Annotated in this window: 13 protein-coding genes; 6 read left to right on the top strand and 7 right to left on the bottom strand. The window is 48.4% G+C overall.

The window, feature by feature from the left end; translation table 11 throughout:
- The first annotated feature begins 38 nt into the window (after positions 1-38).
- Positions 39-1286 carry an NAD(P)/FAD-dependent oxidoreductase gene (locus FSB84_RS23695; RefSeq protein ID WP_130540331.1) on the top strand — a complete coding sequence of 416 codons (1248 nt, stop codon included), beginning with the start codon at positions 39-41 and terminating at the stop codon, positions 1284-1286.
- Between the two features lie 86 nt (positions 1287-1372).
- The gene (bshC, locus tag FSB84_RS23690; protein WP_130540330.1) at positions 1373-2968 is read left to right on the top strand and encodes a bacillithiol biosynthesis cysteine-adding enzyme BshC; all 1596 of its coding nucleotides are present in this window, start codon (positions 1373-1375) and stop codon (positions 2966-2968) included.
- A gap of 29 nt (positions 2969-2997) precedes the next feature.
- Here the strand turns inward: bshC and FSB84_RS23685 are convergent, their stop codons facing one another.
- The 7 genes from FSB84_RS23685 to FSB84_RS23655 form a co-directional block, all read right to left on the bottom strand.
- Entirely contained in the window at positions 2998-3405 is a 408-nt protein-coding gene (locus tag FSB84_RS23685; protein WP_130540329.1) for a hypothetical protein, read from the bottom strand.
- A gap of 242 nt (positions 3406-3647) precedes the next feature.
- The gene (locus tag FSB84_RS23680; RefSeq protein ID WP_130540328.1) at positions 3648-4526 is read right to left on the bottom strand and encodes a DUF6929 family protein; all 879 of its coding nucleotides are present in this window, start codon (positions 4524-4526) and stop codon (positions 3648-3650) included.
- A 10-nt stretch (positions 4527-4536) separates the two neighbouring features.
- Complete coding sequence (gene purE, locus FSB84_RS23675) at positions 4537-4998, bottom strand: 5-(carboxyamino)imidazole ribonucleotide mutase (RefSeq protein WP_394367085.1); 462 nt, start codon at positions 4996-4998, stop codon at positions 4537-4539.
- A gap of 113 nt (positions 4999-5111) precedes the next feature.
- Positions 5112-6425: a TolC family protein gene (locus FSB84_RS23670; RefSeq protein ID WP_130540326.1), complete on the bottom strand. Its 1314-nt coding sequence runs from the start codon at positions 6423-6425 to the stop codon at positions 5112-5114.
- Between the two features lie 11 nt (positions 6426-6436).
- The gene (locus FSB84_RS23665) at positions 6437-9565 is read right to left on the bottom strand and encodes an efflux RND transporter permease subunit (RefSeq protein WP_130540325.1); all 3129 of its coding nucleotides are present in this window, start codon (positions 9563-9565) and stop codon (positions 6437-6439) included.
- A gap of 9 nt (positions 9566-9574) precedes the next feature.
- Positions 9575-10624 (bottom strand): efflux RND transporter periplasmic adaptor subunit, encoded by a 1050-nt coding sequence (locus FSB84_RS23660; RefSeq protein WP_130540324.1) that lies wholly within the window; start codon positions 10622-10624, stop codon positions 9575-9577.
- A 101-nt stretch (positions 10625-10725) separates the two neighbouring features.
- Positions 10726-11850, bottom strand: a complete 1125-nt coding sequence (locus FSB84_RS23655) for a 5-(carboxyamino)imidazole ribonucleotide synthase (protein WP_225979875.1) — start codon at positions 11848-11850, stop codon at positions 10726-10728.
- Between the two features lie 57 nt (positions 11851-11907).
- On the opposite strand from FSB84_RS23655, the gene FSB84_RS23650 reads away from it, so the two are divergent.
- The 4 genes from FSB84_RS23650 to FSB84_RS23635 all read left to right on the top strand — a co-directional run bounded on the left by FSB84_RS23650 (position 11908) and on the right by FSB84_RS23635 (position 17313).
- A complete protein-coding gene (locus FSB84_RS23650; RefSeq protein WP_225979874.1) occupies positions 11908-12507 on the top strand; it encodes a nitroreductase family protein in 600 nt (199 codons plus the stop codon).
- A gap of 395 nt (positions 12508-12902) precedes the next feature.
- A complete protein-coding gene (locus FSB84_RS23645) occupies positions 12903-13877 on the top strand; it encodes a sensor histidine kinase (RefSeq protein WP_158644086.1) in 975 nt (324 codons plus the stop codon).
- A complete protein-coding gene (locus FSB84_RS23640; RefSeq protein ID WP_130540322.1) occupies positions 13870-14694 on the top strand; it encodes a LytR/AlgR family response regulator transcription factor in 825 nt (274 codons plus the stop codon). Before FSB84_RS23645 ends, FSB84_RS23640 begins: the two co-directional genes overlap by 8 nt.
- Before the next feature lie 237 nt (positions 14695-14931).
- On the top strand, positions 14932-17313 hold the full coding sequence (locus FSB84_RS23635; RefSeq protein ID WP_207234219.1) for a TonB-dependent receptor: 2382 nt from the start codon (positions 14932-14934) through the stop codon (positions 17311-17313).
- Positions 17314-17334: the final 21 nt, after the last annotated feature.

Below are 17334 nucleotides of genomic sequence, written 5' to 3'. Positions count from 1 at the left end.
ACTTTTTTTGTATATTGTTGGGACTATCCCTTTCTTCCATGACCCAACAAGTAACAATTGCAGGCGGTGGTGTGATCGGCTTATGCTGCGCCTGGTATCTTCAGAAAAAAGGACTACAGGTAACTGTTATAGACCGTAACGATATTACCAAAGGAACTTCGTTTGGTAATGCAGGTTATGTTTCTCCCAGTCATATCATTCCACTGTCATCGCCGGGCATCATTGCCAAAGGGCTCCGCTGGATGCTTAGTTCCACCAGCCCGTTCTATATCAAACCAAGATTGAATGCAGACCTGATCAGGTGGTGTCTCGCTTTCTGGCGCAATGCCAATCATACAACCATGAACAGGAATATCCCGCCACTCTTCGACATCCTGATGCTGAGCCGCGAGCTCACCAGCGACATGAAAGAAGAACTGGGAAACCGTTTTCGCATGGAGGAGAAAGGTATCTTCATGATGTACAAGAGTCCGGCTACCGAAAAACATGAACACGAGTTGGCGAAGGAAGCCAATGCACTCGGACTGGAAACCATTATCTGCAACGGAAAAGAAGTGCAGGATATGGAGACCGAAGTGGAGATCAATGTGAGGGGAGGAGTATTGTATCCCATCGATTGCCATTTACATCCCGGTGATTTCATGCGCACACTGCATGAAGCCCTGGTAAAAGCCGGCGTGAGATTCCAGCTCAATACCAATATCACCGGTTTTGAAAAACAAGGCAGTAAGGTAACGGCAGTGATCACTGATAAAGGTAAATTCGATTGTGATGAACTGGTGCTGGCCCCGGGATCCTGGCTGCCGATTCTCAATAAAGAACTCGGCATCCATTTATTATTGCAGGGAGGCAAAGGATATAGTATGACCTTCGAAAAAGTGGAACGTAATTTACAATATCCCGCCATCCTGGTAGATCATCGCACCGCCATGACCCCGATGGGGGCAGACCTCCGTATGGGCGGCACCATGGAGATCAGCGGGCTTGGCTCGCCTACACTGGTGAAACGCGCGCAGGCCATTTACAATGCCGCCAAACTGTATTATCCCGATCTGCCTGTTCAATTCCCGTCCACCGAAAGAATATGGCATGGTTACCGTCCATTGACGCCGGACGGGCTTCCCTATATCGGGCGTCACAGCCGGTACAGCAACCTCGTGATCGCCTGCGGTCATGCCATGCTGGGGCTCTCATTGGCTGCGGGAACAGGCAAGCTGGTGGAGGAGATCATCACAGGAGCCACGCCCAGTATCAATTACAGCGCTTTTAGCGTAGAAAGGAAATAAGCGGCCGAACAAAATTCTCTTAGTCTTTGTTAAATATGGCCAAAGGATTTTTTAAAGATAGGCAAGTCGTACTTTTATGTCCGCTTATGAATTGTAGCACTACACAACTACCTTACAGCAATACGGGATACTTTTCCAAAGTGGTGATCGATTATCTGAATGGATCGCCGGAATTACGCCCGTTCTATGAGCATCTGCCCAATATCGAAGGCATCAAAGCGGCCATCGGGCAGCGTCAGCAATTCATCCAGGAAAGGAAACTGCTGGTAGAAGGACTGCAGGAGCAATACAAATCTCTATCGCCCGCAGAGAAAGTGCAGCGGAACATTCAATCTCTTCTTCTCGATAATACATTTACCATTACCACAGCGCATCAGCCCGCTATCTTTACTGGTCATTTGTATTTCATTTATAAGATCGTTCACACTATCCGGCTGGCAGACCAGCTAAAAAAGGAACTGCCCGAATACAATTTCGTGCCTGTTTTCTGGATGGGTAGTGAAGATGCTGATCTGGACGAGCTCGGCAATATCTGGCTGAGTGGCGACAAACTCGTTTGGAATACACGCCAGACCGGCGCCGTTGGCCGCATGAACACAAAGGGCCTGGATCAAATGATTCACCGCATCTCCGGTGAATTGTCTGTATTACCACATGGAGAAGAGCTGATCAAAATGATCAGGGAGGCTTATCTCAACAGTCCTGATATCCAAACTGCCACTTTCAAACTGATCCATGAGCTGTTTGCCGAATATGGACTGGTTACCATCATTCCTGACACTGCCCTGCTCAAAAGGCTGATGGTATCTGTGTTTGAAGATGATCTTTATCACCAGACGCCCGGCACCATCGTTGAAAAAACGATCGCCAAACTGGGCGAACATTATAAAGTACAGGCCAATCCCCGCGCCATCAATCTTTTTTACCTGAAAGATGGTATTCGTGAACTGATCGAATGGAAGAACGATCATTACGAAGTACGTAACACGCAGCTCCGATTCACAAAGGCGGAACTTGCCGTGGAACTGAATGAGCATCCTGACCGTTTCAGTCCGAATGTGATCCTTCGCGGTCTCTACCAGGAAACATTGCTGCCGAATATCGCTTTCATCGGTGGTGGCGGCGAAACAAGTTACTGGCTGGAACTGAAGGACCTCTTCCATCATTACAAAGTGCCTTATCCGGTACTGGTAGTGCGTAATTCTTTTTTGATGGTGGAGAAGAAATGGGAAGAAAAGATCGAAAGGATGGGATTGCAGATCAGTGATTTTTTCCAGGGCGAGCAGCAATTGCTAACGTCACTGGTCACCCGCCAGGCGAATGGTCACCTGAAGCTGGCGCAGGAATTGGAAGCCACTTCGCAACTCTATGAAGCCATCCGCGTAAAAGCCTCACAGGTGGATGAAACCCTGGTTGCGCATATCGAAGCGCTGAAAGCCCGTACGGTAAAGCCTTTGCAAGAGCTGGAGAAGAAAATGCTTCGGGCAGAAAAAAGAAAATACGAAGCCGAGCAACAGCAGATCCAGCAGATCAGGCAGGCATTATTCCCAACCGGCGGATTGCAGGAGCGCGTAGAGAATTTCATGCCTTATTATGCGAAATGGGGAAGACAGTTCATTGACTGCATCTATAAAAGCAGTCTGTCGTTGGAGCAGGAGTTTGTGATCATCAAAGAAAGCTGAGCTTTTGGGGGCGGCAAAGTGATATGATGCTAAAGTTCAAACAGCTCGCTGAAAACAAAACCATCAGCAGTCTGCTCATAGATTGAATACATTATTGTAACATCCTCACTATCTCTATAAATGCGTATTTGCAGCGCTGATCTTTTTTCTGTGGTTCCTCTGGCAGGTGCAGGGATCATAACATCCACACCAATCATTGCCAGCAGGTATTTTCCATTCTTCAGGCCATCTTTTATTGCTGTTTCCAATTGTTTCAGTACTTCATTTGATTCCGGGTATTCGTTTTCAGAATAGAAACCGACCGGCCGTACTTGCATGTCTGCATCCAGTACAGAGCCGTATGGATAGAATTCGCCGGCTTCTTCAAGAAAGTATTTAGCCTGCCCAATAAGAGAGTCAAGTAATTGCTGATACTGTTGATCTGAAATATTTGGCATATCAGTAAATTGAGAGTATTTAGAAGAGTTGCCAGAAGTTAGTCTACCGCCTCTCGCCCTGTCATCGCATTGAGCGAACGGGATATGAAACCCCGGCCTTCAAAACATAAGCGATAAAGCTCAATAGCATAACCATAGCTCAATCCAACCATCAATAGCTCAAATATATTCTCCCGCGGCGGTATGTTTTACAGCCGGCGTTTCATATCCCTTCGCGAGAAAAAAAACTTCAAGAGAAAAATCTACCATTTTACACGCACTTTGAACAAGTAGCTCTTCCCGGTATCATTATCCGCCACCAAATGCAATTTCATTCTGTTTGATTTCTCAGACTGTATACAAACAGATTCGATCTTGAATCCCTTGAAGAGCTCATGCACTTCTCCGAGATTGATCAGTTCATTTACTTTGAGGCTTTTTCTTCCGATCTTGCGGGATGCATTTTCGATGATGCCCATGTAGCTGTCGCCGATGGAGCCGTCATCTACTGCATTGTCGGTTTGTTCTGTGGAAGCAGTGAAGATGAGTGTGTCGTTGAGGAGGGAGTAAGCCATTCCGGAGATGCCGATGCCTTTGCTGTCTTTTACCGGCAGTTCGAGATCGATGAGTGTGATCTCGGCCTGTTGCTGGTGTTTCCAGAAAGCGTTGCGGGTGATGATCAGCTGGTTTACGGGATTCTTGCGATTGCCGCGGTTACCCAGGATGATATGATCTTCTACCAGAGCAGCCGCTTCGATATTCATATTCTTTACGCCCGCTTTGGCAATTCGGTTATAGAAAGGAGTGAGATCGAATTCGTCTTTGAGATAGCTGTCGAGATTGAAGAGGATGGCTTTGTTGCGGTTCTTATCGAGCGATCCTGAGCCGAGGATGAGGAGTCGCGGGATCCGGTTGACCGTAACTACGGTGGTGGCTTCGAGGTCGGATTTTACTGCTTTGGGTACGCGCGCTTCCGTACCCGGGAGCAGGGGGACGCGTTCAATTTCCTTCCACCTTTTGTTCAGCACCATCACTTCCCTGGAATCATCACCTACAAGAAAAACCTTGTCGTCATAAAACTCAATACCAGATCCGGAAGGAAATGAAGGAACTTCCTTGTATTCGATCAATTTAATTTTCATACTTCACCTGTTAATCAAAGCTGTTGGACCAGCCTTCCGATTTTAGCTTATCTACCTTATGTAAAACTTCGCTTTCCAGTTGTTGTTTGTATGCGGTTACTTTTTCGCCGAGGTCTGCATCGAAGGCGCCGATGATACTGGCTGCCAGGATGCCTGCATTTTTTGCAGCATTGAGGGCTACAGTAGCAACGGGGATGCCATTAGGCATTTGAAGGATCGACAATACAGAGTCCCATCCGTCGATTGAGTTGGAAGATTTGATCGGAACGCCAATCACAGGAAGGGGAGTGATGGATGCTACCATCCCGGGCAAATGCGCAGCGCCACCGGCGCCGGCAATGATCACTTTCAATCCTCTCTCTTTGGCCGCAGCGGCGTATTTCACCATGCGCATGGGGGTCCGGTGTGCTGATACCACAGTCAACTCAAAGGATATGCCAAAGCTCTTCAGCACATCCGCAGCTGCCTGCATAATGTTCAGATCACTGTCACTTCCCATTATTATTCCTACCTGGGACTCATGTATAGCGTGGTTTGAACCGCAAAGAAAAGAAAAAAAACGGTGGAACCACCTTAGAAATAATATTAATGTACCAGATCGCCTTTGAGACGCAGTAATTCTGTCTCCGCCAGCTTGGTATTGTAGCGGGCCGCGATCAGGCGGTTGTAGCTAAGTTCCAGGCTCTGCTGGGCATCCCGGAGCTCCAGCCAGGTGCTAACACCCTGACGGAACCTCTCCAAAGCAATGAAAACATTTTCCTTGGCGAGCGTGATATTGTCTTCCTCCAGTACCAGCAACTGTTTCTGGAGTTCATAATCTTTGAAAGCGTTACTGAGACCAACATCCACTTTGGTGAACTCGTTCTCGTATACCAGTTGCTGATACTGTACATCCAGCTTTGCCTGTTTGATCAGGCGGTTGGTATTGAAGCCGTTCAGGATGGGTACATTGATACCGAAACCATAGTTGAAGCCTTTGTTCTGGTTGAAGAGGGCGGTGAAGGTATTGATCACCGTTGTATTGCGGGTCTGGGAGAAGTTATAGGCCGAATTGAAATTGAGAGTGGGAAACAATTCAGCCTTTCTTTCCTTTACTGTGAGTTGTGCGATATCGATGTTCTTTTTGGCGAAGAGCAGTCCCGGATTGCTTTGCTCCAGGTTGTTCTTCAGGTCGCCGTATTGCAATGTTGTATTGATAGGGATGCTATCATTCACTTCGTACACGGAACCGGACTTGAAACCGATCAGCTGGTTGAGGTTATCGCGAAGCTGTGCGATGAGTGTTTGCTGTGTCAATCGCTGCGCGCGTTGCGCATTGAGGTCTACTCGCGCCTGCAGCAGCTCGGGCTTACTGCCAAGGCCAACCGATAATTTCTTATCAGCCAGTTTCACTCTCTCTTCATTGATGCTGATCTGCTCTTCGATGGCTTTCAGTTGTTGTTTCTGGCGAACGATATCGAAATAACCATTTACTACTGAGGCTACGGTATTCACCACCTGTGTTTTTACGCCAAGGGAACCGAGGCGTTCGAACTCTTCCAGTTTATCGCGGGTCACAAACATTTTGAGACCATCGAACAAGGTCCATTGCAGGTTCACCGATGCCTGCAGGTTATTGCTGCGGATACCGGTAGCGGAGGGTTTGTTGCCATTCTGCAATTCCTGTTTTTGCGCATTGTTGTTCCATACTTTGGTGGCCGTGGCGTTTAGCTTTGGCAGGAATGCCGCGTAGGCATAATCGTTATCCAGTGCATAAGATGCGGAGTCGTTCCGGCTCATGCGTATATCGTAATTGTTCTTCAGCGCCAGCGCGACGGCATCCTGCAGGCTCATGATGTCCTGCGCCTGAACAGCGGTGATGGTGAAGAAAGAAACTATCAAACAAAGGGATCTCATCATTTTAAATTCATTTATGCATGTGTTGCATCCTGATGCGGCGTATGCTCAGTTCCGTTTTCAGCGAATGCTTCTTCGGCGAGCTCCATGGCACTTTTCTTTTTGGTGCCCACCATATAAGTATACATGGCCGGGATCACATACAGGGTCAGTATCAACGCAAAGAGGATACCGCCTACGATCACGATACCGAGCGGGATCCGGCTGGTGGCTGCCGCACCAAGCGATAATGCAATGGGCAATGCTCCAAGCGCCATCGCGAGGTTGGTCATGAGGATCGGCCTCAGACGCGCCTGCGCCGCTTCTGTTACGGCCTGTTTCTTCGGCAGGCCAGCCATTTGTTTCTGGTTGGCGAACTCCACAATCAGGATACCATTCTTGGTAACCAGACCAATCAGCATGATCATACCGATCTGCGAAAAGATATTGAGTGTCTGGTTGAAGATCCAGAGACTGAGCACGGCGCCGGCAATGGCCAGGGCCATGGTGATCAGGATCACGAATGGATCGATGAAGCTTTCGAATTGCGCCGCCAGTACCAGGTAGATCAGCACTACGGCCAGCACAAACGCAAAGAGGATATTACCGGAGCTTTCGGCAAAATCGCGCGAAGGACCTGAAAGCGAAGTGGCGAAAGTATCGTCCAGCAGTTTTTGCGCGATCTCTTCCATTACCTTGATACCATCGCCCAAAGTCTTACCAGGCGCTGTACCGGCAGAAATGGTAGCCGATTTGTAACGGTTGAAATGGTAGAGGGTGGGAGGCGTGGTCTCTTCCCGGATAGATACGAGGTTGTCCATGGAAATGATCTCGCCCCTGTTATTGCGCACATAGATATTCTTGAGGTCGGTGGGATCATCGCGGTCGCTTCTTGCCACCTGTCCGATCACCTGGTATTGTTTTCCTTCGCGGTAGAAATAACCGAGGCGAAGGTTACTGAGCGCCAGTTGCAGGGTTTGGCTCACATCGGCAATGCTCACGCCCAGCTGGCTGGCCTTGATCCGGTCCACATCGATCTGCAATTCGGGTTTATTGAATTTCAGGTCTGCATCCACGTTAGTAAGCACATTGCTTTTGTGTGCTTCTTCGAGGAATTTGGGAAGGATGGCTTTTATCTTTTCAAAATCGTTGTTCTGGATTACGAACTGCACGGGCTGACCGGCGCGGCGGTTCACGGAGATGGTTTGCTCCTGTACGGTGAAAGCGCGGCCTGCAGTGTATTTGGGAAGATTGCGGTTCACCATCGCTACGATCTCGTCCTGCGAGCGGGTACGATCTTTCGGATCCACCAGGGTTACACGCACAGTGCCTGAGTTCACGGAACCTGCGCCACTGAAGCCCGGAGCGGTAATGGTGAGCACGATCCTTTTTTCAGGAACGGAATCGATCATCAGCTGACCGATCTGGTCAACGTAATTGTCCATATAGTCGAAGGACGTGCCCTCCGGTGCGGTGAGCGATAAACGGAACTGGCTTCTGTCTTCGAGCGGCGCCAGCTCGGATTGCAATTGACTTCCGATGCCGAAAATGATAGCCAGACAGCCGGCGATGATCAGGAAGGCTATCCATCTCACTTTCATGAAGCCTTTCAGTGAATTGTAGTAGCCTCGCTCCATTCCCTGGAAAAGCGGTTCGGTAACACGATAGAACCAGCCATGCTGATGTACATTTCGTGTGAGCTTCACGTTGAGTACAGGTGTGAGTGTGAGTGATACCAGGGCGGAGATCAGTACCGCACCGGCCACCACGATGCCGAACTCGCGGAACAAGCGTCCTACAAAACCTTCCAGGAAGATGATCGGCAGGAATACCACCGCCAGTGTGATACTGGTGGAGATTACGGCAAAGTATATTTCCTTGGAACCTTCTTTGGCAGCACGGTATTTATCCATGCCCTGTTCCATTTTCTTGAAGATATTTTCCGTTACCACGATACCATCGTCCACCACAAGTCCTGTTGCCAGTACGATTCCGAGCAATGAGAGTACGTTGATGGTGAAGCCGCTCAGGTACATGATGAAGAAGGCGCCGATCAATGCCACGGGGATATCTATCAGCGGGCGCACGGCAATCAGCCAGCTTCTGAAGAAGAGGTAGATGATCAATACCACCAGGATGAGGGCGATGATGAGGGTTTCTTCTACTTCGGAAATGGACTGCTTGATGAACCTGGTCTGGTCCATCGCGATATTGAGCGAAATATCTGCGGGAACTTCTTTCTTTAATTGGTCGTAGCGTTTATAGAATTCATCGGAGATGGATACATAATTGGAGCCCGGCTGCGGCACCAGCGCCAGTGCGATCATGGGCACGCCGGATTCTTTCAGGATGGTCTCTTCATTCTCCGGGCCCAGTACTGCTTCGGCAACATCCTTGAGGCGGATATCATTCCCACCCACATTCTTGATGATCACATTATTGAAATCCTCTTCGGTGAAAAGGCGGCCGAAGGTGCGGATGGAAAGTTCCGTTGCGTTACCGGCGATCTTACCGGAAGGCAGTTCCACGTTCTCGCGGGCGAGGGCGGTTTGCACATCGGTAGGCGTGAGGCTGTAGGCGCTGAGCCTGGCGGGATTGAACCAGATACGCATGGCATATCTTTTTTCACCCCAGATCTGGATGGCGCTTACACCGGGAATGGTCTGCAATCTTTCAACGAGCACGTTGTTGGCATATTCCGTTACCTGCAACTGGTTGCGGGTATTGCTCTGCACGGTCATGGAGATGATGGCGTCCGAGCTGGCGTCTGCCTTGGATACTACGGGTGGGGCGGGAAGATCGTCAGGCAGTGAACGTGATGCCTGCGACACCTTATCACGTACATCATTAGCCGCAGCTTCCAGGTCGATGCTGAGATCGAATTCCACGTTGATACGGCTGGTGCCCTGGCTGCTGGTGCTGGTGATATTCTTTACACCTGCGATACCGTTGATGGCTTTTTCCAGCGGTTCGGTGATCTGTGATTCCACGATCTCTGCGTTGGCGCCGGGATAGGACGTACTCACACTCACGTTCGGCGGATCGATGGCGGGATAATCGCGTATACCCAGGAACGTGAAACCGATGATACCGAACAGCACGATCATGATGTTCAGTACCGTTGCCAGTACCGGCCTGCGTAAACTCAGTTCAGAGATATTCATAACCGGTTATTATTGAACTTTGGCTAATTTGATTTTGCTGTTTTCGCGGATGGAGAGCAGGGCAGTGGTAACAACAGTATCACCTTTCTGCAATCCTTCTGTGATCTGTACAAACGATGAGTCGCGAATTCCTGTTTTCACTTCCTGGAATTGTGCAACGCCGCCTCTGTACAGGATCACGCGTTTGTTGCGGGCCTGGGGGATCACGGCTTGTGTGGGAATGATCAGCGCTTCATCGTTCTCTCCCAGTTGCAGGGCCACTTTGGCGAAGGCGCCGGGCACAAGCAGGGGATTATTGCCGCCGACTACCGTTCTCACTTTCAGCGTACGTGTATTGGCTTCGATCAGTGATTCGGTTGCGAGAATGCTGGCATTGAATTTTTGGTTGGCGCCGGCCACTGTGAAAGTAACAGTGCGGCCTTTACGCATTTCATCGCTGTATTTTTCGGGTACAGCAAATTCCATTTTCAATTGTCCTACCTGACTAATGGTTGAAATGAGAGTGGTAGGAGTGATATAAGCCCCCAGACTGATCTGGCGAAGGCCCATGCGGCCATTGAAGGGGGCGCGGATCTCAGTTTTGGCGATATTGACCTTTACAAGATCGATATCAGCGCGGAGATTGTTGGCATCGAGCTCGCTGAGATCATATTCCTGCTGGCTCACGCCATTGATCTTGAGCAGGGCCTGGTAACGTTCTGCAGTTTTTTCTGCTATCTGCAACTGCACCTGTAATTTCTTCAGCTGTGCCTGAAGGTCAGCATCGAAAAGCTTCACCAGCAAACTTCCTTTCTGCACGAAATTGCCTTCATTGATATTGAGTTGCACAACTCTACCTGAAATTTCTGGTCTGATCTCTGTTTGCTCGTAGGGCAGGATGGTGCCTGGGACTTCCAGGTTCTCGCTCAGGGAAGTGGTCCTTACAACGAAACCGTCTGCCTGCAGATTGGCATTGCCACGTGCAGGACCCGCAGGTTTTTCATCTTTCTTTTCTTCTTTACACGCAATAATAGAAGTACTGAGTAGTAATCCTGTTGCTATCCAGCGTAAACCTTTCATTGGAATCTATGGAATAGTAGTTTAAAAATTACGGGCTGCTAAAATTAATCTTTTCAAGACAGCAGACAGTAAAAAGGTTATGAACGGCAGCAGGAACTCAGCTAAGCAATCACTTTTAATATGTTTTTAATCCGGTGAGCCTTGAAACTCAATTCCTGCCTGTCTTTTGAGACGATGGTGATATGTCCCATCTTGCGGCCTGGCTTTGTTTCTTTTTTCCCATAGATGTGAACGAAAACATTTTCCATTTTCAATACTTCATCGAGGCCTTCATAAACGGCGGGACCGCTGAATCCTTCTGCGCCTACCAGGTTCACGATACTGGCGGGCAGGATATGATCTGTATTACCGAGCGGGTAACCGAGCATCACTCTCCATAACATATCGAACTGGGAACTATAATTGGCTTCAATGGTGTGATGGCCGCTGTTGTGAACGCGCGGAGCAGTTTCGTTGACCAGCACATCTCCGTTCTTATCGATGAACATTTCCACGGCAAAGATGCCGGCGCTTTTCAATCCTTTCACCACTGCAAGTGCAATGGCTTCGATCTTCCAGAGCGTTTGCTGCGGGATCTCGGCGGGACTTATCTGGTAGTCGAGCAGATTGAGCATTGGGTCCATCACCATATCCACGGGAGGATAGAGTGCGGTTTCTCCTTTTTCATTAATGGCTACGATCTGCGCGATCTCTTTGTGGATGTTCACCATTTTTTCCAGAACGCCGGGAGCGTCGAATCCTTTATTGAGATCCGAAGCGGTTTTGAGTACCTGTACACCTTTGCCGTCGTATCCACCCTGTCCGATCTTGTGAACTGCGGGAAGGAGACCGGTATGTTGATTGAGCTCTGACAAATTCTGCGTTACGGCAAACTCCGGACTGGGGATTTGATTGTCTTTATAATATTGCTTTTGCGTGATCTTGTTTTTGATGATACGAAGGGCAGCAGGACTGGGATATACTTTTACACCTTTTTGTTCCAGCGCTTCGAGGGCATCTTCATTAACCGATTCTATTTCGATGGTGATGGCATCGAGGTCTTTCCCAAAATTGAACACATCGTCATAATTCCTGATATCTCCTTTTGTAAAATGATGACAGAGATGGGCTGATGGGCATTCGGAGTCATTTTCCATCACAAAGGTTTCAACCGGATAATTGGCTGCTGCCTGGAGCAACATTCTTCCTAACTGTCCGCCGCCCAGGATACCTACTTTTTTCATCATTGATTGGTGGTTAAGGCGCCAAAGATAATCCTATATATTTGCGGTCAAATAGAAAATATGAACGGCTCCATGGAATTGACGCCCCAGGCACAGATGATCAACGAAGTAATCAGGCAACGCAGAAGCGTATTCACATCACAGTTTGAACCAGGAAAGACGATCCCGGACGAGATCATTCTTCAATTACTGGAAAACGCCAACCAGGCGCCCAATCATAAACTCACCGAGCCCTGGCGCTTCACCGTATACAGTGGTAACGGATTGCAATCGCTGGCCGACCGCCAGGCAGCGATCTACAAAGCGCATGCAGGACAAAAATTCAAACAGGGCAAATACGATTCACTGCTGATCACACCGATGCTCTGCAGCCATGTTATTGCTATAGGTATGAAGCGGCATGCAGATATTCCGGAGATCGAAGAAATTGCGGCCGTGGCTTGCGCTGTGCAGAATATCTATCTCAGCGCTACTGCGTATGGCATTGGCGGTTATTGGAGCACTGGTGGTATTACATTCTTCGAGCAGGCGAAAGCTATGTTTGATCTCGGCCCGGATGATAAGCTGATGGGATTCTTTTACCTGGGTTATGTGCGCGTGCCTTCTGCGCCACGTACGCCTAAGCCGGTGATGGAAAAGATTACCTGGGTGAGGGAGTAGAAGATTTCTGTTGATTAATTAACGGCTCTCCGCGTTTCTGAGAGCTTACTCGCTCGCCTTCGGCGATTGAGAAATATAATTGTCGCCTCCGGCGACCGATCAGGTGCAGCACCGGGTCGGTTTGCCGGAGGCGAACTACTTAGCAGCCTCTCGCCCGGAGGCGGGCGGCTGGTCACACACTGCTCCGGCAAGACACGCGCTGGTGCACCACAAACTCGTTGCTTTGCCCCGACACACTTTTACTACCGGGCACACCATGAGTTGTCGGCACATTCCGCCTGTTCGTCGCAACATATAAAAGGAGTGGGAGGAAAGGCTGTTAAGGATGAAAGGGAAGCAGTAATTTTAATCAATATACTTCTGCGATGCTGTCGAATAAACGGATCAATATATTGATGCATACGATACTGTGGGTGCCAAGTATCCTGGTTCCATTGGTGCTGATGCCTTTGAAAGACGGACTCAAACCCGATACCTATTCCTTTGGTAAGATCCCTTTTACCCTGATGCAGATAGGAGTGTTCTATATTATGATCTACTACCTGTATCCGAAGTTTTTTTTAAAGCGCAGGATCAAGACCTACCTGTTGACAATCATAGCGCTTTGCCTTTTTATCGCCATATTCAGTGCATATATTCATACATGGATCGATGGTAAGTTCGAATACCCGAATTTCATTGCAGGCATATCGGTTAAATTTCTCATATCCATTGCCGTTATGGCAACAGGTACTGCATTCCTTTTGATCACTTATGTAATTCAGGAACAGCGACTGCAATCCGAAAACCTCCGGACAGAACTGGGGTTTCTCCGTTCACAGGTAAGCCCACATTTCATGTTCAATACTCTCAACAGCCTGGTATCGCTGGCGCGAAAAAAATCCGACAAGCTGGAACCCGCACTACTGGAGCTTTCCAACCTGCTGCATTATATGTTGTATGAATCCGATGAAGAGAAAGTGAGCATCAGCAAGGAGATTGATTATATCCAGAGTTATATCGATCTGCAGACACTTCGGTTCGGTCACCATGTCCGGATCAGTTTCGAGGCAGTAAAGCCGCAGGATGATTTCAATATCGAACCGATGTTACTGATCCCCCTGATCGAAAACGCTTTCAAGCACGGGATAGGTATGATCGAAGATCCCGAGATCATTGTTCAGCTCAAAGTGATCGAAGACGAAGTGCTGCTGATGGTGCAGAACAAATTCAATCGCGGCTCGGGCGAAACAAAAGATAAGACCTCCGGAATCGGTCTCACCAACCTCGACCGCAGACTGAAATTGCTGTATCCCAATCGCCATGTCCTGCAAATGGCTTCAAACGGAACTTACTACAACGCAAGCTTAAAAATTCAAATGCATGCTTAGGTGCCTGGCCGTAGATGATGAAATGTTATCGCTGGATCTGTTGGAAGACAATATCCGGCGGATCCCTTTTTTACAGCTGATGGGAAAATGCTCCAATGCATTCGAAGCGTTGAGCCTGATGCAGCGTGAGCGGGTGGACCTGATCTTTCTCGATATACAGATGCCCGGTCTTACCGGGGTGCAGTTCCTGGAAAGTCTTGCTTCCCATCGTCCCATGGTGATCTTCGTTACAGCCTATAAGAAATATGCACTCGACGGGTTTGATCTGGATGTGTTGGATTACCTCGTGAAACCCGTTCCGTTCGAGCGGTTCGTGAAAGCCGTGAACAAGGCTGCTGCATATCATACCATGAAAATGGGAACGCCGGTAATACCCGCCCTCCACGAGCAGGTACAACAGTCATCACTAAGCGCCGGCAGTTCAATAGAAAATCAACAACAAGCTGCACCCAATACTGATTCTCAAACCATTGCAGATCCTGCGGCTGAGCATTTCTTCGTGAATGTGGAGTATAACCTGGTGAGGATTTCGTTTAGAGAGATCAGTTATATTGAAGGGTTGAAAGACTATATCAAGATTCACCTTCACCAACAACCGAAACCCGTTATCACGAGGATGAGCATGAAATCCATCACGGATAAATTACCGGTGAAGCAATTTATGAGGGTGCATAAATCCTATATCATTTCGATGGATAAGATCAGTTCCATCAGAAAGAACCGGATCTATATCGGACAGTTTGTGATCCCGGTGAGTGATTCTTATAAAGATGAGTTTTACAAAAGGATCACGCCGGAGCAAAGGGGAGAGCTGTGATCATTTATAGTTCATAAAGTCTGGAATACAGTTTTTCTGGATTTTCTTCATTGCCTTAAACCCGCCACAGGTCTTTACTTCAGCGTTGCAACTTAAATTTAAATTGAAGGTGTCGACCATCCATTTGTCTACAAAATTGCTGTACTGGTCGCGGTGTTTTCTTTACTGATATACTTCAGTTTTTACAGTTTTCATAGCAGGGCAATTTTGAGGAACAAACCATCAAACATCTTTGCTATGAAAAGATTCCCCTTACTGTTCTGGCTCTTCTTCCTGAACCTGCTGATGCTCGCCGGGGCTTCAGCGCAAACCAATACCCAAACGGTAACGGGTATGGTTATCGATAAAGCTTCCGAGCGGCCATTATCCAATGTATCAGTGCAGCTGATGGGCAGTGCCATTGGCGGGCGAACGGATTCAACGGGTAGATTTGTATTGCATAATGTCCCGCTCGGCAGGCAACAGATTTCGTTTACCTGTATCGGTTATAAAACAATCGTTATCCCTGAGATCCTGATCACTGCCGGTAAGCAGGTGGTACTGGATATACCACTGGAACAACAGATCAGTTCCCTGGCGGAAGTAACGGTCACCAGCAGACGCACCCGGAAAGGGATGGCCTCTAACGAGTTTGCCGGCAGCAGTGCCCGTTCCTTTTCCATGGATGAAGTCACCCGCTATGCTGGTGGGCGCAATGATCCGTCCCGACTCGTCAGCAATTTTGCAGGCGTTGCTACCACCAATGACTCCCGTAATGATATCGTTGTAAGAGGCAATGCTCCCACGGCAGTTCTCTGGAGAATGGAAGGCATTCCCATCCCAAACCCCAATCACTTTTCAACGCTCGGCACCACCGGCGGACCAGTGAGCGCCCTCAATACGAACGCGCTGAAAACATCTGACTTCTACACAGGCGCTTTTTCCGCAGAGTACGGTAATGCCACGGGAGCCGTGTTCGACCTCTCGCTGAGGAATGGAAATAAAGATAAACTGGAAAAGACAATCCAGCTCAATATGTTTTCCGGCCTGGAGGCAATGATCGAAGGCCCGATGAGCAAGAAGAAAAATGGAAGCTCTTTTCTTGTCGGTTACCGGTATTCTTTTGCGCAGATAGGGCAGTCGCTTGGATTCAATATCGGCACCGAAGCAGTTCCCAAATATCAGGACCTTATCTTCAATCTCAATTTCGCGCCATCAAAACTCGGTAAGTTCAACCTGTTCGGCATGGGCGGGATCAGTAGTATCGATATGATCGGGAAGGACCTGGACTCTACAGATATGTTCGCCAATATGGATGAGGACACTTATTTCAAGAGTCGCCTGGGTGTGATCGGACTTAAGCACACGATCGATATCGGATCGAAATCCTATCTCCGTTCCATCATTTCATATGCTTACACTAATAATGAAGGTGAGATGTATAAGTATAATGAAAACATGACAGATAGGAAACATGTTTCGCAACAAAGCACCACTACCGGCGACTTCAGGATCTCTTCATTTCTCAATTCCAAAATCAATGCGCGGTTTACCTTACGGGGAGGTATAATGGCAGAAATGCAATCACTCAACACCGTTAGGGACAGCCGCGAAGAATACCCTGACTGGCGTCGTCTCCGCGACTATGATGGAAGTGCTCTCCTGGTGCAACCCTTTGTGCAGGGCAGGTACCGGTTCAGCGAAAAGCTGTCGCTCAATGCAGGTGTTCATGGCATTTATTACGATCTCAATGAAACCTCCAATATCGAGCCCCGGGCATCCATCAGCTATGCCATCGACCCAACAAAGACCATTACTTTCAGTTACGGAATTCACAGTCAGCAGCAACCGCTTCCGGTATATCTCTTCCAGCAACTGAAACCCGACGGCACTTATGATCAATCCAACAGGGACCTCGACCTAACCAAGGCCCAGCACTACGTGCTTGGTTACGACTGGAATTTCGCGAAGGACTGGCGTCTCAAGGCTGAGGCTTACCACCAATATATTTACGATGCCCCGGTGGAATCAACTCCCAGTGGATTTTCCATTTTGAATGCAGGAGCGGACTTCAGTTTTCCTGACAAAGCCGGACTTGTGAGCAAGGGGACAGGAACAAATACAGGGGTTGAGCTGACCCTGGAGAAGTTTTTTAGTCGCGGTTTTTACCTGCTCACTACAGCGTCCATCTTTAGTGCGAAATACAAAGGAAGCGATGGAGTAGAAAGAAACTCAACCTTTAACAACAAGCTGGTAGGGAACATTCTGGCGGGTAAAGAATGGAAAATGGGACGTGGCGGCAAGAACGCTTTCACAATAGATTTCAAACTTGCTACCGCCGGTGGGCGATACTACACACCCGTGGACCTGCCCGCAAGCATTGCCGCCGGGGTAGAAAAACTCGATGAGCAGCATTATAATTCTCTCAGGTTCGATAACTATTTCCGGGCTGATGTTCGGTTCGGTTTCCGACTGAATAACTCGAATAAGAAAATCTCTCAAACCATTTACCTGGACCTCCAGAATGTAACTGCCAGGGATAATGTATTCATTCAGCGGTACAATAGGGCCTTGGGCAAAGTTGGGATAGTAAACCAGATCGGCTTCTTCCCGGATATATTGTATCGGATTCAATTTTAAAAGAGGTAACCCTTGTATCTG

The sequence above is a fragment of the Pseudobacter ginsenosidimutans genome (assembly GCF_007970185.1).
GTDB lineage: Bacteria > Bacteroidota > Bacteroidia > Chitinophagales > Chitinophagaceae > Pseudobacter > Pseudobacter ginsenosidimutans.
The sequence above is the reverse complement of the archived record's forward strand: the minus strand, read 5'-3'. Positions and strand labels throughout refer to the sequence as shown.